Origin of the sequence: Lacibacter cauensis, assembly GCF_007830055.1 — a bacterium.
GTDB classification, from domain to species: domain Bacteria; phylum Bacteroidota; class Bacteroidia; order Chitinophagales; family Chitinophagaceae; genus Lacibacter; species Lacibacter cauensis.
In genome coordinates, this window is the sequence record NZ_VLLE01000002.1 from 342,662 (window position 1) to 362,401 (window position 19,740).

General features: G+C 42.4%; 12 protein-coding genes. All 12 read left to right on the forward strand.

Going from position 1 to position 19,740, the window contains the following annotated elements:
• Position 1 precedes the first annotated feature (1 nt).
• The 12 genes from IQ13_RS01485 (at position 2) to IQ13_RS01540 (ending at position 19,729) form a co-directional block, all read left to right on the forward strand.
• Positions 2-922, forward strand: a complete 921-nt coding sequence (locus IQ13_RS01485; RefSeq protein ID WP_144883798.1) for a glycoside hydrolase family 43 protein — start codon at positions 2-4, stop codon at positions 920-922.
• Between the two features lie 63 nt (positions 923-985).
• Positions 986-2,812 (forward strand): sialidase family protein, encoded by a 1,827-nt coding sequence (locus tag IQ13_RS01490; RefSeq protein ID WP_144883800.1) that lies wholly within the window; start codon positions 986-988, stop codon positions 2,810-2,812.
• Positions 2,812-4,410 (forward strand): MGH1-like glycoside hydrolase domain-containing protein, encoded by a 1,599-nt coding sequence (locus IQ13_RS01495; protein WP_242009480.1) that lies wholly within the window; start codon positions 2,812-2,814, stop codon positions 4,408-4,410. The genes IQ13_RS01490 and IQ13_RS01495 overlap by 1 nt, the downstream gene beginning before the upstream one ends.
• 52 nt (positions 4,411-4,462) lie before the next feature.
• On the forward strand, positions 4,463-7,240 hold the full coding sequence (locus IQ13_RS01500; RefSeq protein ID WP_144883802.1) for a glycoside hydrolase family 2 protein: 2,778 nt from the start codon (positions 4,463-4,465) through the stop codon (positions 7,238-7,240).
• 2 nt (positions 7,241-7,242) lie between these two features.
• On the forward strand, positions 7,243-11,040 hold the full coding sequence (locus tag IQ13_RS01505) for a family 78 glycoside hydrolase catalytic domain (RefSeq protein WP_144883804.1): 3,798 nt from the start codon (positions 7,243-7,245) through the stop codon (positions 11,038-11,040).
• Between the two features lie 193 nt (positions 11,041-11,233).
• Complete coding sequence (locus tag IQ13_RS01510) at positions 11,234-12,790, forward strand: sodium:solute symporter family protein (protein ID WP_144883806.1); 1,557 nt, start codon at positions 11,234-11,236, stop codon at positions 12,788-12,790.
• An 81-nt stretch (positions 12,791-12,871) separates the two neighbouring features.
• A complete protein-coding gene (locus IQ13_RS01515) occupies positions 12,872-13,849 on the forward strand; it encodes a dihydrodipicolinate synthase family protein (protein ID WP_144883808.1) in 978 nt (325 codons plus the stop codon).
• Between the two features lie 9 nt (positions 13,850-13,858).
• Complete coding sequence (locus IQ13_RS01520) at positions 13,859-15,010, forward strand: iron-containing alcohol dehydrogenase (protein WP_144883810.1); 1,152 nt, start codon at positions 13,859-13,861, stop codon at positions 15,008-15,010.
• Positions 15,010-15,912, forward strand: a complete 903-nt coding sequence (locus IQ13_RS01525) for a dihydrodipicolinate synthase family protein (protein WP_144883812.1) — start codon at positions 15,010-15,012, stop codon at positions 15,910-15,912. Before IQ13_RS01520 ends, IQ13_RS01525 begins: the two co-directional genes overlap by 1 nt.
• A 6-nt stretch (positions 15,913-15,918) precedes the next feature.
• The gene (gene pdxA, locus IQ13_RS01530) at positions 15,919-16,947 is read left to right on the forward strand and encodes a 4-hydroxythreonine-4-phosphate dehydrogenase PdxA (protein WP_144883814.1); all 1,029 of its coding nucleotides are present in this window, start codon (positions 15,919-15,921) and stop codon (positions 16,945-16,947) included.
• A gap of 53 nt (positions 16,948-17,000) precedes the next feature.
• On the forward strand, positions 17,001-18,125 hold the full coding sequence (locus IQ13_RS01535) for a four-carbon acid sugar kinase family protein (protein WP_144883816.1): 1,125 nt from the start codon (positions 17,001-17,003) through the stop codon (positions 18,123-18,125).
• A gap of 62 nt (positions 18,126-18,187) precedes the next feature.
• Positions 18,188-19,729, forward strand: a complete 1,542-nt coding sequence (locus tag IQ13_RS01540) for a sodium:solute symporter family protein (RefSeq protein WP_144883818.1) — start codon at positions 18,188-18,190, stop codon at positions 19,727-19,729.
• Positions 19,730-19,740 lie beyond the last annotated feature (11 nt).

Sequence of the window (19,740 nt, forward strand, 5' to 3'; positions counted from 1 at the left end):
CATGCATAGGAAATTATTAATTATTAATTGTTCATTATTAATTCTGCTGGCTTCTTGCAGTAGCAAAGCTTACCTGTTCACTTCCTTTCACGAACCGGCCGATGCGGGTTTACGGATGCTATACAGTTATGATGGAAAAAACTGGACGGATTTAGATACAGTTCTTTTACAGCCGAAAGTGGGTAATCAAAAAGTAATGCGTGATCCCAGCATGCTGCAAGGGCCTGATGGTACTTTTCATTTAGTGTGGACCAGCAGCTGGCGTGGCGATCTGGGTTTTGGTTATGCTTCATCGAAAGATCTGTTGCACTGGAGTGAGCAACAATTTATTCCGGTAATGAAGAATGAACCAACAACGGTGAATGTGTGGGCGCCTGAATTATTTTATGATGATGAAGCAAAGCAATACATCATCATTTGGGCCAGTTGTATTCCGGGGCGTTTTGAACGGGGTATTGAAGAAGACAGCAACAATCACCGTATGTACGTAACAACAACAACTGATTTTAAAACATTCAGCGATACAAAATTATTTCTCGATCCGAAGTTCAGTGTAATTGATGCGGTGATTGTAAAGCGAAAAAAGAATGACTATATATTGGTGCTGAAAGATAATACCAGGCCTGAGCGGAATATTAAAGTGGAATTTGGCAAATCGCCGCTTGGTCCGTGGACAAATATTTCAAAACCATTCTCCGTCAATTTCACCGAAGGACCTTCGGTAGTAAAGCTGAAAGATGAATGGCTGATCTATTTCGATTCGTACCAAAAGAAAATTTACGAAGCAGTTGCAACGAAAGACTTTGTGAAGTTTGAAAATGTAACGACAAAAGTAAAAGTACCGGAAGGACATAAACATGGAACAATTGTTCCCGTGAAGAAGAAAACAGTAAAGCAATTAATAAAGAAAACAGGCCACTAAGGCACAAAGACAGAAAGCAGCACAAAGTCTTAGAGCCTTTGTGACTTCGTGGCAAATAATAAAATGAGATTTAGAAATACATTTATCGTTGGCTCAATACTCCTTGCTTCAGCATTGCAGGCGCAGGACACAGTTCGATATTCAGGTACAACCTTGTCGAACGTGGATTATCATCACGGGCAATTATCGCCGGCTGTTGGTGTGCACAATATTCAAACCATGCGGGCGAATCGTGCAGATACCGGTGCAATATCATGGACCTACAATCATGCACCCATGCTGGCGTACTGGAATAATACTTTTTACCTTGAATATTTAAGTGATCCTGTTGGTGAACATATTCCTCCCGGCCAAACATTGTTGCAAACATCAAAAGATGGTTACAGCTGGAGCAATCCGGTTGTGATCTTTCCGCCTTACAAAGTACCCGATGGTTTTGTAAAGCCCGGCAAAACAGATACTGCAAAGAATGCGTATGCTGTTATGCATCAACGGATGGGCTTTTATACATCCAAGTCGAAGCGTTTGTTTGCATTGGCGTTTTATGGAATTGTTTTGGGTCAAAAAGATGATCCGAATGATGGGAATGGTATTGGCCGTGTGATTCGTGAAATAAAAGCAGATGGAAGTTTCGGCCCGATCTATTTTCTGCGGTACAATCATTCCTTTAATGAAAAGAATACGATCTATCCGTTTTACAAATCATCGAAGGACAAAGGATTGATCGCAGCGTGTGATGAAATTCTGAGTACACCCTTATTAATGATGCAGACAGTAGAAGAGGCTGATCGGAACGATCCCTTGATTCCGCTGCAGAAAGATTTTAAAGCATTCAACTATTATCATTTAGCCAATGGAAATGTAGTAGCGCTCTGGAAATATTCGTTGACCAGCATTAGTAAAGATGAAGGGAAGACCTGGCAATACAATCCAACAAGAGCACCCGGGTTCGTGAATGCCAATGCCAAGATATGGGGACAACGCACAACTGATGGTAAATATGCAACAGTATATAATCCTTCTGAATTTCGCTGGCCGTTGGCCATTAGTGTAAGTGATGATGGATTGAATTATAGAAATCTGTTGCTGGTAAATGGAGAGATCACTTCCATGCGTTATGGTGGTGCCTACAAAAGTTATGGTCCGCAATATGTGCGTGGTATCCAGGAAATGGATGGGAAACCTGCCGATGGAAACATGTGGGTAACCTACAGCATGAACAAAGAAGATATGTGGGTGAGCAGGATTGCAGTTCCGGTAAAACAAAAAGTAGCAGCACCTGTCAACGATGTATTCAATAATTTCCCCGCAGGCAAAGAACTCAACGAATGGAATCTCTATAGTCCGCTTTGGTGTAGAACAGTTATTGAACAGCACAACAATCAAAAAGTATTGGCACTGCACGACAGTGATCCGTTCGATTATGCAAAAGCAGAACGCATTTTTCCTGAATCGAAAAATGTGGTGATTGAATTTACGATTACAGCCAATCAAACAAACACCGGTAGCCTGGAAGTTGAATTGCTGGATAAAAAAGGGATGGCGACACTCCGCATAATGCTTGATTCAACAGGAAGTATTTTAACCAAGCAGGGGTATCGTAACAAAAGCCTGGGCAAATACAATGCGGGTGAACAACTCCATTTCAAAGTTGAGTTGAATACCTCAACACGTTTTTATACGGTGACCATCAACAATGGCAAACCGAATCTGAATGTATTCTTCCAGCCGGTTGAATCTGTAGAACGATTGTCGTTCAGAACAGGATCTGTGCGTCGTTTCCCCAATGCAGATACGCCAACCGACCAGGATTACGATCTGCCCGGTGCAGATGCTAAGGCGAAAGAAGCGATTTATTTTATTCATTCAGTAAAAACAAGTAGTCTGTGATGCTTGGAATGAATTTTATAAGAGTAATGATCTCGCAGCGTTCGCAGCGTAACCGCAGCGATCGCAGCGTGAAACTGTTTTTTCTTTGTGCCTTTGTGACTTTGTGGCAATCTTCTTCTGCACAACAAAAGCCATTGATATTAAAACAGGACCAGTTCAAACACTACGTTGATTATTTCAATACAATGGAAGAACCGAATATTGAGCAGGCCATTCCCAATGTAAAAAGCTGGGAGTGGATGAAAAAAAATATTCCGTTGTTTGAATGTCCGCAACAGAATTTTGAAGAGATTTTTTACTACCGCTGGTGGACCTTACGTAAGCACATCAAGAAAACAGAAAAAGGATTTGTGTTTACCGAGTTTTTGGTGCAACGCAGTTATGCGGATAAATACAATCTCATCTCCAGTGGTCTAGGTCATCATATTTATGAGTCAAGATGGCTGCATGATAAAGCCTACATGGATAACAACCTGCAGGTGTGGTATCGGGGCAACGATGGTAAGCCGTTAAAGAAACTGCGTTTTTATAGCGGCTGGAATGAAGATGCTATTTATAATCGTTTCCTGGTGAATGGCGATAAAAATTTTATGCTTGATCTGTTACCTGATCTGCTAACCAACTATGCAGCATGGGAAGCCGAACGGAAAAGAGCAGATGGTTTGTTCTGGCAGTATGATGTTCGTGATGCTATGGAAGAAACCATCAGCGGTGGCCGGACGGAAAAAAATCCACGGCCTTCCATCAACGGCTATATGTTCGGTAATGCCAAAGCCATTGCAGCAATGGCAGCAATGAAAGGCGATGCAGACGTTGTTGCTTTGTACAACCGTAAAGCCGATTCGTTAAAACAGCTTACCCAAGCCAAACTCTGGAACAGCAAGCACACCTTCTTTGAAGTGTTGAAAGAGAAAGGAGATACGGCGGCGAATGTAAAAGAAGAGATCGGGTTTATTCCCTGGTATTTCAATTTGCCTGATACGCAATACAGCAAAGCATGGCAAAGCCTGATTGACACGAAAACATTTTGTGCGCCATTTGGTATCACCACTGCCGATCGCAGTCATCCTGAATTTCGCACACATGGTTGCTGCAAATGCGAATGGGATGGTGCGGTATGGCCGTTTGCAACAGCACAAACATTAACAGGCATGGCCAACCTGCTGAATAATTACCAGCAGGATTATTTGGCTGACAGTAATTATTTCAGTTTGTTGAATACGTATGTTGAATCGCAGTACTACCGTGGCCGTCCGTATATCGGTGAATACCTGGATGAGAAAACGGGCTATTGGTTGAAGGGTGATGAGGAACGCAGTCGCTATTACAATCATTCTACATTCAATGATCTCATCATCAGTGGATTGGTTGGTCTGCGCCCAAGAGCGGATAATACCATTGAAGTAAATCCTTTATTGCCGGATAATAAATGGAATTGGTTCTGTCTCGACAATGTGTTGTATCACGGCAAGATTGTTACAATTGTTTGGGATAAGGACGGATTAAAATATAAAAAGGGAAAAGGATTAAGTGTGTGGGTGAATGGAAAGAAAGTGGCTTCGTCGTTGAAGCTGGAAAAAATTACAGGTAAAATGTGAATGGTCAATGGTCAATTGTGAATTTAATACAGTCAACTTTATAAGCAGCAAGATGTTCAAGTACATTCTTGCTATTGCCTTTTTCATTCACCATTCACTATTCACCATTCACCTATCTGCTCAAACAACAGAAAAAGTCTATCTCTCCGGCACAGGCAGTGATCAAACCGTACAATGGGATTTCTTTTGCACAGGTGGTATGAATGCCAACAAGTGGACAAAGATTGCTGTGCCAAGCTGCTGGGAATTGCAAGGCTTTGGTAAATACGATTATGGTTTTGCAAAAGACAGTGTGCGTGGAAGAGAAAAGGGTTTGTACAAACATCGGTTTAATGTGCCTGTCAACTGGAAAGGTAAGGTCATCAACATCGTGTTTGAAGGTGTGATGACCGATGCAGAAGTAAAAGTAAACGGCAAATCTGCAGGGGAAGTACATCAAGGCGCATTTTATGCTTTCAAATACGACATCAGCAAATTGCTCAACTACGGAAAAGAAAACTTACTTGAAGTAAGCGTTGCCAAACATTCAGCCAATCAATCGGTGAATGAAGCCGAACGCAAAGCCGATTTTTGGATATTTGGCGGCATCTTCCGCCCGGTGTGGTTGGAAGTGTTGCCTGCAGTGCATATAGAGCAGGTGGCGATCAATGCAAAGGCAGATGGGAATTTTTCAGCCAACATCAAAACAAACGTAGCTCCTGAATCAGTAACAATACAACTGTATTCCTCAGCTAATGAAAAATTTGGTAACCCTATTGCGATGCAATGGGATAAGGCAAGTAACGCTATTACTGTAAAGAATCAATTCGCTTCTCCCAAGCAATGGAATGCAGAATCGCCTGTACTATACAAAGCAGTTATTGCAATTTATAAGAATGGTAAAGAGTTGCATACTGTTACAAAACAATTCGGTTTCCGTACCGTAGAAGTTAAACAGCGTGATGGTATTTATGTAAACGGTGTGAAGGTGAAAATGAAAGGAGTGAACCGTCATGCATTTCGTCCGGAGTCAGGAAGAACCACGAGCAAACAAATCAGCATTGAAGATGTATTGCTAATGAAAGAAATGAACATGAATGCAGTGCGGATGAGTCATTATCCACCCGATGATCATTTCTTGGATGTATGTGATTCGCTTGGTTTGTTTGTGATGGATGAGCTTGCTGGCTGGCATGGTAACTATGATGAGCCAACAGGAAAAAAGTTATTGAAAGAAATGATCGATCATGATGTGAATCATCCATCCATCATCTTCTGGGCAAACGGCAACGAAGGCGGACACAATTTGGCGCTCGATAAATACTTTACTGAGTTCGATATTCAACAACGGCCTGTGGTGCACCCTTGGCAGTTGTTTGGCGGCTTTGATACACAGCATTACCGTGAGTACAATTATGGTATCGGCAATTATGAGAACGGAAAAGACATTGTTATGCCGACAGAATTTTTACACGGACAGTTTGATGGTGGGCATGGTGCAGGCATTGAAGATTATTGGGAAAAGATGTGGCACAACCCGTTAAGTGCAGGAGGTTTTCTCTGGGACTTTGCCGATAATGCTGTTGTACGAAAAGATAAGAACGATTCATTGGATACTGATAAGCATCGTGCAGCAGATGGTATTGTTGGTCCGCACCACGAAAAAGAAACAAGCTTTTATACCATCAAAGAAGTATGGAGCCCGGTGTTTTTTGAACGCAGAGAAATTGCAGAAGGTTTCGATGGAAAACTGAACATTGAGAATCGCTATCATTATACCAGTACAAAAGAATGTTCTTTCAGCTGGAAGCTGAAACGTTTTGATATAGCCACATCAAAAGAAACAGAAGGCATAGCAACAGCGCCGGATATTCAACCCGGCGCAAAAGGAGTGGTACAAATTCCCTTGCCAGCAGACTGGAAAAATTATGATGTGCTGTATGTAACAGTGAAAGACCGTTACCAAAAAGAATTGTTTACCTGGAGTTTCCCGATCAGTAGTCCTGCAACAACAGGCGCAAGAATGATTGTTAAAGAAGGCAACAATATCATTACTACTTCAGAAAAAGATTCATTGCTCACTGTTACAGTAAAGGATGTAATGGTTGTACTGAATAAAAACAATGGCTTATTAGTTTCAGTAAAGAACAGTAAGGGCGAATTGCCTTTTAACAATGGCCCGGTGTTACAGGAAGGAGCGAACAACTTTAAAGGATTCAAACAATACAAAGAAGGAAACAAGCTTGTGCTGGAATCTTCTTTCAACCAAAAAGAAAGTTACAACACACTCAAGTGGACGATCTATCCTTCGGGCTGGGTACAGTTGCAGGTGAATTATTTCCCTGCTGCTTACTTTACCAATTTCGCAGGCATCAATTTTTCTTTCCCTGAAAACGAAATTCAATCGGTCACTTATATGGGCGATGGTCCTTATAGAGTTTGGAAAAACCGTTTGAAAGGAAACCAGTTTGGCGTGTGGACTAAAACGTACAATAACACCGAAGCAGGTGAAGCGCCGTGGATCTATCCGGAGTTTAAAGGATATCATTCCAATTTCTATGGTGGTTATTTCTTTACCCAAACAAATCGTTTCACCGTTGTAACCGAAACTGAAGGTTTGTTCCTGCGACTGTTGACACCTGCATGGAAAACCGATCAGTGGCATAATTATGAACCGTTGTTCCCTTCAGGTGATATTTCATTTATGAATGGCATCAGCAGCATTGGCAGTAAAACACAACGCAACGAAACAACAGGCCCAATGGGCAGCAAGAATATTTTTTACGATTACGAAAAAGATCCCTCAAGGGCTTTGCACATCAACTTATACTTTAACTTTTCTGCACAATAACAATGAAACGAATTATAACCTTACTTGTTCTGTTTATTTCTGTTCAGCAGTTAACTGCACAGGTAACAGTGAGTAATCTCCGCTGCGAAATGCTGGTGAACCCGCAGGGTATTGATGTGAAACAACCACGCCTCAGCTGGCAGTTACAAAGTAATCTCCGAAATGTGGTGCAGACAAGCTATCAGATTCTTGTAAGCAGCACCCCGCAAAACCTGCAACAGAACAAAGGTGATGTGTGGAACTCGGGCAACATCAGCAGCAATCAATCCTTGCATGTACCATACAAGGGTGCAGAACTCAAGCCAGGTAAAACCTATTACTGGAAAGTGCTGGTGCAGACGAATAAAGGCAAAGCGCTTGCTGCACAAACTGCTTTCTTCTCCACGGGACTTACAGCTGAATTATGGAAAGCAAAATGGATTGGTTACGATAAAGCATCCTCATGGGACAGTGTTACGCAATGGAGCCGCTTAAGTGCAAGATACCTGCGCAAAGAATTTGCAAGCAAGCCTGCAGTAAAACGTGCAACCGTTTATCTCTCCGGGTTGGGTATGTATGAACTGTACATCAATGGGAAAAAGATCGGCGACCAGGTGCTTGCACCAAACCCGACTGATTACCGCAAAACTTATTTCTACAATACGCATAATGTAACCAGGCAGATCAAAGCTGGCAACAATGCCATTGCAACGGTGTTGGGCAATGGCCGTTTTTTTACCATGCGTCAGAATTACAAAACACATAAGCATAACACATTCGGTTTTCCGAAACTGTTGTTGCAGTTAGAAATTGAATATACAGATGGAACAACGAAAACGATTGTGAGTGATGAAAGCTGGAAGCTGAATGTGGATGGCCCCATCCGTACCAACAATGAATATGATGGCGAAGAGTATGATGCTCGTAAAGAATTTATTGGCTGGACGAATGCCGGCTTCAACGACAGCAAATGGATGCAGCCTGAATTGGTAGAAGCACCAACAGGAAAGATGGTGGCACAAATGAGCGAACCAATGAAAGTGATGCAAACCATCAAACCCGTTTCCATTAAAAAAACTGCGAGCGGAAAATATATCCTTGATATGGGACAGAATTTTGCAGGATGGATCAAACTGCAAAACATCAACGGCAAAAAAGGAGAGAAGATCACTTTACGATTTGCAGAAAGCTTGCAATCGAACGGCGATATTTTTGTAGCGAACCTAAGAGATGCGAAGGTCACAAATGTCTACACCTTTGGTAACTCCCCTTTAGGGGATGGGGGTTGGCAACCTTCTTTTGTGTACAATGGTTTCCGTTATGTGGAAGTATCAACATTTCCCGGCACACCAACCATCAATCAGTTTGAAGGAAAGCTGGTGTATGATGCTTTGGAAACAACAGGATCGTTTCAAACTGCAAACGCAACACTCAATCGTATTTATCAAAACGCATGGTGGGGCATTGCATCGAATTACAAAGGTATGCCGGTTGATTGTCCGCAACGCAACGAACGTCAACCATGGTTAGGCGATCGTACGGTTGGCTCACAGGGCGAAAGCTATGTATTCAACAATGCTACTTTGTATGCAAAGTGGATGCAGGATATAGAAGATAGTCAAACAGAAGAAGGAAGCATTCCCGATGTAGCGCCTGCCTTCTGGAATTATTACAGCGATGATGTAACATGGCCTGCTGCCTATTTCTTCGTTACAAATAATTTATACAACCAGTTTGGTGATGTTACGCCGATTCAGAAACATTATCCATCGATGAAGAAATGGATGCTGTACATGAAGAGTAAGTACATGAAGAATTACATCATCACCCGTGATAAATATGGTGATTGGTGTGTGCCGCCGGAAAGTCTGAACCTCATTCATGCAAAAGACAGCAACCGTTTAACGGATGGTAAACTGATTGCAACCGCTTACTATTACAAGTTGCTGTCGTATATGCAACGCTTTGCCAACATCACGGACAATACAGATGATGCGAAGTATTATGGCTTGTTGAGCGATAGTATCCGCACTGCCTTTCAACAGGAGTTTTACAATCCAAAACTGAAGCAATACAGTAACAATACAGTTACTGCAAACTTATTAGCGTTGTATTTTGGTATTTGTCCCGATTCGTTGCGAGCACCTGTGTTTGAAAAAATAAGGCATAAAGTGCATGTAGAAAATCATGGGCATATCAGCACAGGTCTCATCGGTTCACAATGGATCATGCGTGGGTTGACCGAATATGGTTATGCTGATCTGGCGTACATCATGGCATCCAACAAAACTTATCCCAGCTGGGGTTATATGGTGGAAAATGGTGCGACCACGATCTGGGAATTGTGGAATGGCAATACAGCCGATCCCGGTATGAACAGTCAGAACCATGTGATGTTGCTCGGCGATCTGCTCACCTGGTTCTATGAAAATCTGGCTGGCATCCGCACCAACAAAACAGATGTGGCGTTCAAGAAGATCATCATGAAACCAACCATACCTGCAGGTTTGGATTTTGTAAAAGCATCGTACAACAGTTTTCATGGTTTGATCAAAAGTGAATGGAAAAATTCTGTCGATCAATTTGAATGGAAGATCAGCATCCCTGCCAACACATCGGCAACGGTTTATATTCCTGCAAACAGCGTGGAAGAAATTACGGAGAGCGGTTTGTCTATTGCCAACAGCAAAGACATCAAGTTCATGAAAGAAGATGATGGAGCTGTGGTGCTGGAGATTGCATCGGGCAACTACACCTTCATCCGCAACAAACAATTCAAAAAAGGAATTGTAAAAGATGAATTCATTTTTGAGCGTGCAAGCTTTCCTGAGAGCCATGCGGCAACAATTGCAGAAACACCGGAAGGATTGATTGCTGCATGGTTTGGTGGTACGAAAGAAGGTTACAAGGATGTGTGCATCTGGACAAGTCATTTCAAAAACGGTAAATGGACTGAACCTGCAAAAGTTGCTGATGGGGTGATGAATGATACATTACGTTATCCAACATACAATCCTGTTTTGTTTTATGCACCGAATGACGAGTTGTTGTTGTTTTATAAGATAGGCCCCAACGTTGCAGGCTGGACGGGCTGGATGAAACGCAGCAAAGACAACGGCCACACATGGAGCGAACGGGAAGCATTACCTGAAGGATTTTTAGGTCCGATTAAAAACAAACCCGAACTCATCAACGGCGTTTTGCTTTGTCCGAGCAGTACCGAAAAAACAGGTTGGAAAGCACATATCGAATTCACAACAGATTTCGGCAAAACATGGACGAAAACAGATGCGATCAACGATCCGAAAATTTTACAAGCCATTCAACCAAGTATTTTAAAATATGCAGATGGCCGTTTGCAGATTCTTTGCAGAAGCCGCAACACCACATTGAACGAAAGCTGGAGTACAGACGGTGGTAAAACATGGAGCACCATGCAGGCATCAGCATTGCCGAATAACAATTCAGGAACCGATGCCGTAACACTGAAAGATGGAAGACAATTGCTCGTGTACAATCATAATTTGCCAAACTCATCATGGGTAAATGGGAAAGGTCCACGTACGCCGTTGAATGTTGCAGTGAGTAAAGATGGGAAAGTGTGGAACGCAGCGTTGGTATTGGAAGATTCACCTATCAGCCAGTATTCCTATCCATCGGTGATTCAAACAAAAGATGGACTGGTGCATATTGTGTATACATGGCGGAGAGAGAAAGTGAAGCATGTGGTGGTTGATCCGAGTAAACTGGAGTTGAAAGAAATTGTGAATAAGCAATGGCCGGGAGCGAAAGAAGGAAGCGGGAAGACAACGGATGATTAAACCCTCTTCTTCTCTCCCTAAAGGAAGAGTGTCTAACCACAGCCCTTGCTTTTCAACAATGTTGTGTACTAAATAAAAATCTGAAAATGTTGAATAGAAATATTGTGATGATGTGGTAGCTGAAATAGTTTAATCAAAATATACTGCACCGCTTCCTCTCTGAAGGAGAGGGAGAAGGTGGGAGAGGTTTACGATGCACAATTTGCCATTTATCGATCTTGCAGTCATTGCACTTTACATGCTTGCCATGGTGGGCATTGGTTTTTATTTTTCACGCAGGAATAAAAACAGCGACCAGTTTACCAAAGCATCGGGACGAATTCCCGGCTGGGCCATTGGTCTTTCTATCTACGCCACTTTTTTAAGCAGTAATACATTTTTAGGTGTGCCGGGGAAAGCATTCGGCAGCAACTGGAACGCATTTGTGTTCAGCATTTCCATGCCATTGGCTGCATGGGTGGCATCCAAATATTTTGTTCCGTTTTACAGAAGCACAGGTGAAATATCGGCGTACACACATTTGGAAAAACGGTTTGGTCCGTGGGCAAGAACCTATGCGGTGGTTTGTTTTCTATTGACACAGTTTGCACGTATGGGTTCCATCTTCTTTGGTATTGCACTAAGTCTGCAGGCACTCACAGGTTTCAGTATGCAATCCATCATGATCGTGATGGGCATCTGTATTATCATTTACACGGTGCTGGGTGGCATGGAAGCGGTGATCTGGACGGAAGTGGCACAAGGCATCATCAAAACATTGGGGGCGTTGCTGATTTTATTTTTAGTAGTGAATGATCTACCCGGCGGTTTTTCTACCATTATCAATGTAGCAACAGCAGATCATAAAACAAGTCTCGGCAGTTTCTCACCCAACTTTACCGAATCAACGTTCTGGGTAGTGTTGTTCTATGGCTTCTTCATCAACCTGAATAATTTCGGGATGGATCAGAATTATATTCAACGTTATCATACTGCACAAACGGAGAAGCAGGCAGCGAAGTCCGTTTGGCTTTGTGTGTGGATGTATGTGCCTGCATCGTTATTGTTCTTCATCATCGGCACTGCCTTGTATGCATTTTATCAAACACAACCCGGTTTGATTGATCCGGTGAAACTACAGGTAGCAGCCGAACGTTTAGGCGTAGCCGCAAATGCACCCGAAGCAAAACAATTGGCTGCAACATTGGCACCTGCCGATTATGGCGATAAAGTATTACCGTTTTTCATGGTGAACAATATCCCGACAGGATTGGTTGGTTTGATCGTATCTGCCTTATTATCGGCTGCCATGAGTACCATCAGCAGTAATATGAATGCATCGGCTACTGTGTTTACGGTTGACATCTATCAGAAATATTTCAAACCCGATATCACCGATAAACGTAAACTCTTTTTGCTGCACGTATCAACCATTGTGTTTGGCGTAATTGGTTTGTGTACAGGTTTGGCGATGATTGGTGCAAAGAGCCTGCTCGACATCTGGTGGGAGTTGAGTGGCATTTTCGCCGGTGGTATGCTTGGTTTGTTTTTGCTTGGACTCATCAGCCGGCAAACAAAAAATGCAGCAGCCATAACAGCCGTTATCATTGGCATCATTGTGATTTTGTGGATGACCTTCTCGGGTAAACTCAATGAAAATTATGCGTTCCTGAAAAATCCCTTGCACAAGAATATGGTCATTGTGGTGGGAACCTTGAGCATTTTCCTTACTGGCTTACTTATTACCAAACTCCGTCCTTCAAAACAGTAAAATTGTACAGCAGAAAAGTGAAATGCTACATTGTAAACCCGTGCCGATAAAGTCAAATTTATGCATTAAATAAAGGTTGTTATGCCCGATAAAAAATTTGTCCCGGTAATGATCACCCCATACAATCTCAAAGCAGAGGTTGATCTGGATGTAGTAAGTATATTGGTTGAGTTTTATTTAGCGGCCGGCGTAAAAGGTTTTTTCGCCAACTGTCTCAGCAGCGAAATGTTCAGCATAACAGAAAGTGAGCGTTTGAATTTAACCGCACATATTGTAAAACAGGTAAGAGGTCGTGTGCCTGTAGTGGCAACAGGCTCGTTTGGGTTGACCATTGCCGATAAAGCACAGTTTACCAAAAAGATTTACGATACTGGAATTGATGCGGCGATCATGATCACCGGTCATTTTGCAAAGGAAGAAGACAGTGACGACATTCTGCTCCGCAATTTTGAACAGATGTTTTTGGCCACCGGCAATATACCGTTGGGTATGTACGAATGTCCGGCTCCTTACAAACGCATCATCACGAACGATGTGTTCCGTCAACTGCTTTCGGCAAACCGGTTGATCTATCACAAAGACACATCCATCACACACGAAAATGTAAAAGGTAAACTCGATATACTGGCTTCAACGCCAAATAACATGGAGTTTTACGATGCACATACACCCAATGCAGCGTTTAGTCTGCAGCAAGGCGCAAAAGGGATGTCGTCTATCTCCGGTAATTTTTATCCGGAAGTAATGGTGTGGATGGTGAACAATGCAAACAATCCCGATAAAAAGGAAGAAGTAAAATGGTTGCAGGAAGAGTTGACAAAAGTGGATCCGTTGATTCATATTGCATACCCCATGTGTTCGAAATATTTTTTACAGAAGAGAGGATTGCCTGTGCGAACTATCAGCCGTGCAGTTGCCACCAAGTTAACACCTGAACAACGACAAACATTAGATGATATATACGATCGTTTCCGGCACTGGTGCGAAAAACTGGGCATCCAGCAAGTAGATATTCCATCCATTATAGGATCGAACAGTTTGCAGGAAACCGTTTATTAAACAAAGAATATGTCACAGCTTCCTTTGCGTATTTTTTTTCCCGGTAAACTGGTTACGGGTAACGGAACATTTGAACAGTTGATCGATGATGTAGTGGCTTTGCAACCGACAAAAGTGTTTATTGCAACCATTACGCCGTTGCAACAGATCATTGATGCATTTACCGCAAAACTCACTGCACAAAACATAAATGTTGTAACGGATAGATCCATAGTTGCCGAACCAAGCTTCAGCGATTTTGAGACGCTGATGAAAAAAGTTACGCCTTTCAATCCCGATGTGGTGATTGGTATTGGCGGCGGCAGTGTTTTGGATATTGCCAAATTGGTGGCTGCACAATTGGAAAATGAGCAGCAGCTGGGAGAATATGTTGGGATAGGTTTACTGAAAGGAAGAAAGAAAAAATTGATTTGTGTTCCTGCAACATCGGGTACGGGCAGTGAAGTATCGCCCAATGCAATTTTGGTTGATGATGCAGATAACCAGAAGAAAGGCATCATCAGTCCATACCTTGTTCCTGATATTGTATATGTTGATCCGCTGTTAACGGTATCTGTTCCGCCTGCAATAACCGCAGCAACAGGAATGGATGCGTTGACGCATTGCCTGGAGGCTTACACCAACAAATTTGCATTGCCGTTCATCGACCTGTTTGCATACGAAGGCATGCGTTTGATCGCTGCACATATTGAAACAGCAGTGAAAGACGGTAGCAATATCGAAGCAAGAGAAAAAGTAGCGATGGGTAGTTTGTATGGCGGCTTTTGTTTAGGTCCGGTGAACACAGCAGGTGTGCATGCATTGTCTTATCCATTGGGAAGTATGTATCATTTGGCGCATGGTTTATCAAATGCTGTGTTATTACCGTATGTAATGGAGTATAATATTGTGGCAGCAGTAGATCGTTATGCAGATGTGGCTGTTGCATTGGGCTGCACACGTGAAACAGATGCATGGACAACGGCGAAAGCTGGTGTGGAGAAGATAAAAGAACTGAACAAAGCCTGCAGCATTCCAACAACCTTGCGGGAAGTGGGCGTGAAAGAAGAAGCCATTTCGCAAATGGCGAGTGAAGCCATGAAGATCCAGCGACTGCTGAAAAATAATCCAAGAGAAATTACCGAACAGGATGCGGTGGCAATTTTTAAATCGGCATTTTGATGAAGAAGAATAAGAAATTTAGTGGCGTGATTGTTCCGGCTGTAACGCCGCTTACACAGCAACTGCAGATCGATGAAGCAGCTGTTGAACGATTGTTCAACTCTTTTTACCAGCATCATATCTCTCCGTTCATCTTAGGTACAACAGGTGAATCGGCTTCCTTACCTGCTGACGTAAAAGAACAGTATGTAAAAGCGGCTGCAAAATTCAAACAGGCAGGATCGGTTTTGTATGCAGGCATATCATCGAACATACTCAACGAATCAATTGCGTTTGCAAAGCTCTGTGCCGATCATGCAGTCGATGCTGTTGCAGCAACTTTGCCTTCGTACTATGCGTTAACCGAAACGCAGATGAGGATTTATTTTGAAACACTGGCTGATGCATCGCCACTACCCGTGATCATTTACAATATTCCTGCAACCACACACATGAGTATTCCGTTGCAGTTGATTGATGAGTTAAGTCATCACCCAAATATTATTGCAACAAAAGATTCAGAACGCAGCGATGAACGTTTAGCTCAATCACTGGATTTGTGGAAAGACCGTGCAGATTTTGGTCATTTTCTTGGCTGGGCTGCAAAGTCCGCTGAAGCATTGATCGGTGGCAGTGATGGCTTGATACCAAGTACAGGAAATTTAATGCCTGAGATATATGAAGAGATGCTGCAGGCAGTTGCAGCAAATGATCATACAAAAGCATTCGACATGCAAAAGCTGAGTGATGTGTATGGCAACTTATACCAAAGTGGAAAAACATTAGGTGAAAGTTTGTGGGCATTGAAAGCAGTGATGCAGCACAAAGGAATTTGTGAAGATGTGGTGATGCCGCCGTTGCAGGCATTAGATGAAGAGGAGAAACAAAAATTAATTCAGTCGTACGAAGAAATAAAAGGATAAGTAGTTATGAGCACATTACCAGTTTTAGCCATTACAATGGGCGACCCTGCAAGCATCGGTCCCGAGATTGCTGTAAAAGCATTGTTGCAAAAAGAGACCTACGATATCTGCAAACCATTATTGGTAGGTGATGCTATCGTTTTTCAGCAGATCATTGATAAACTGCAACTCAATGCAAAAGTGAATGCCGTAACAAAAGTGGCGGATGCAAAATTTGAATTAGGAACAATTGATGTGTACGACCTCGGCATCACAGATATTGCAAAGCTGGAATTTGGTAAAATCCAAGCCATGTGTGGCGAAGCATCGTTTCAGGCAGTGAAAAAGGCAATTGAACTGGCATTGGCGAAAGAAGTGGATGGAACAGTAACAGGTCCTATCAACAAAAAATCCATCAACGAAGCCGGTCATCATTTTGCAGGACATACAGAAATCTATGCGCATTACACCGGCACAAAAAAATATGCGATGCTGCTGGTGGAAGATCATATCAATGTAATCCATGTAAGTACGCATGTGTCACTCCGGCAAGCATGTGATTTGGTAAAGAAAGAACGCATTGTGCAGGTCATCGAATTGATCGTTGATGGATTAAAACGTTTAGGCAAAACAAATCTGAAAATTGGTGTGGCAGGATTGAATCCGCACGCAGGTGATAGCGGTTTGTTCGGCACCGAAGATGATGAAGAAATACTACCTGCAGTTATCGAGGCAAGAAACTTAGGTTATGATGTAGAAGGTCCCGTACCACCTGATACCATGTTTGCAAAAGCAGCAATGGGAGCGTACGGTGGTGTGGTGGCTATGTATCACGACCAGGGACATATTCCTTTTAAGCTGGCAGGTTTTAAATGGAATGCAGAGAAACAACAGATGGATAGTGTGAAAGGTGTGAACATTACATTGGGCTTGCCCATTGTGCGTACATCTGTTGATCATGGTACTGCATTTGAAATTGCAGGCAAAGGCATTGCCAGCGCCGATGCAATGGTGTTGGCCATTGAAAGTGCGGTGCAACTGACAAAAAACAAATAATGAATGATGAGTAATGAGTGGCCACTCATTATTCATCACTGATCACTCATCATATGATTGCAGTAATAGCCGATGATTTTACAGGAGCCGCTGAGTTAGCTGGCATCAGTCTGCGTTACGGACTGAATGTAGAATTATGTACGGCTGATGTTGCTGTAACATCTGCAGATGTGCTGATCGTAAGTACAGATAGCCGCTCTTTGAATAAAACTGCTGCTTTAGAAAAAACAGCAGAAGCAATAAAGCAAGTGTTGCAACTTAATCCATCGCTTGTTTATAAAAAGATCGATTCGGTGTTGCGTGGGTATGTGTTAGATGAACTGAAAGTTCAGATGCAGTTGATGCAGAAAAGCAAAGCCTTTATTCTTCCTGCAAATCCATTCTTGAACAGAACCATCAGCAACGGAACCTATTATGTGCAGGGAACACCCATCAGCGAAACAGGTTTTGCAAACGATCCGGAATTTCCTGTAAGCAGTTCTTTTGTAAAACAAATACTGAATGATGAAGTAGAGGTGCTTCAACACAACGATCAACTTCCAGCAACAGGATTTATTGTTGGCGAAGCAACAACTGATGCAGATGTGCAGGCATGGGCTGCAAAGATGAACGATGAATTTGTGCTGGCAGGCGCAGGTGATTTTTATACAGCACTGCTGGAACAACGGTTTGAATTGAAGCAACAGGAGGGCTTTCAACTGAAACAACCTTTTTTGTATGTGTGCGGCACAGCTTATGAAAATTCGGTGAATTATATCAAAGAAGTTAGTGAACGAAGTGAAGTGGTATTGTATGTAGGGAAAGAGATCAGTACAAATGATGGAGCAGTAACAGAAGAGTGGTGGCAGCAATGCAGAAATGTTTTGGCAAAAGAACAGAAAGCCATCATAGCAGTAAAGAAAGAAGAGTTGCCTGAAAATGCATCTGCTCTAACACTACGCAACAATATGGCAAAACTGGTGGCGCAGGTAGTGGAAGAGCAGCAGATCAAAGAACTGTTCCTCGAAGGTGGATCAACAGCAACAGCTATTTTAAATGAACTGAATATCAAAAAGCTTTCACCCTTGCAGGAATTAACGAGAGGAGTTGTACGGATGAAAACAAACAATTTATACATCACGGTTAAACCCGGTAGTTACGAATTAAGCAATGAAATAAAACAACTGTTTAGTCAATAGCATAAAACAATCTGTGTTCATCAGTGCAATCAGTGAGCACAGCACCACATAACGATTCGTCCATGAACCATTTACATTTTATTGATTACTGCATTATCCTGCTGGTATTAGGCATTACGCTTTACCTCGGTTTTCGTTTTGCCAAAAGACAGGATACAACGGAAAAATATTTTTTATCGAAAGGTAATTTTCCCGCATGGGCATTGGGCTTGTCGTTGCTTTCCACACTTATCAGCAGTGTAACATTTCTCGGCTATCCTGCGCAAGGGTATACCAGCAATTGGATATTATTGGTGCAAGGCTTAATGGTACCCATCGTTTTGTTGGGAACCATCTGGTTTATCGTGCCACTCTTCCGCAAAGTGATCGGACTTAGTACGTACGAATATTTTGAAAAACGATTCGGAGGTTTTGCACGCTACTACAGTTCGTCATCGTTTATCATCCGGCAGTTTGCAGGTATGGGCACAGTGTTGTTTTTAATTGCCGTGGCCATTCATGAAATGACAACCATCAGTCCCTACATCATTCTTGCCGTAGTTGGGTTTGTATTGGTGTTGGTGAATTTAAAAGGAGGCATGCAGGCTGTTATCTGGCTCGATGTGTTTCAGGGTTTCATGTTGTTTGCAAGCAGTATCATCTGTTTAGGCGTGTTGTTGTTTTCCATAAAAGGGGGGGTGCCAGAAGCAATCAAAGTTGCAACCGAAAACAACCGCACAGGTTTTGGCCCTTATGATTTTCGTTTCGATCAACTCACTCTGATTGTGATGATCATCAACGGCGCATTTTATGCTATTCAGAAATATGCAACTGATCAAACCGTGGTGCAGCGTTATCTCACAGCTAAATCAGATCGTGCAGCAGAGAAAGCGTCGTTGTTGGGCATTTCATTAACTGTTCCTATCTGGACGATCTTTATGTTTATCGGTACAGCCTTGTTTGTGTTTTATAAACAAAACAATTTACCCGAAGGCATGAAAGCCGAAGCAGTGTTCCCGCATTTTATTATGACGGAGTTGCCAACAGGTGTCATTGGTTTTTTAGTTGCGGCGCTCATCTCTGCAGCTATCTGTAGTCTCAGTGCCGATTTGAATTCATTGGCTGCAGTTGGCATGCAGGATTATTATAAAAAACTACGTCCAAAGAAAACAGATAAAGAATATCTCTACATGAGTAAAACCTTTGTGGTGTTATCGGGATTGATTTCTATTGCCATCGGTGCACTTTATCTTGTATTGGGCAACGAAGGTGTGTTGGGTGTCATCTTCACCATCTATGCTATTTTCTCCGGTGGTATTGTTGGTATTTTTCTGTTGGGTCTGTTTAGTGCAAGAGCAAATCGTCAAGGTGTGAACATCGGTATCATTACATGTATTTTGTTTACTGCATGGGCTTTCTTAACCAGCACGCCCATTGGTGTAAAGGAACCAAAACTCTTACTCGATTTAGGTAATTTTAATTTCACACATCATAAACTCATGCTTGGCGTATACAGTCATTTGGTTGTGATCGTGGTTGGTTATATCGCCAGTTTGTTTTTTCCGAAACCTGTACTCGAACCAAATTTATTGTACAGTAGTTGGAAAGCAAATCGGCATAAATAAAAATGGGTAAT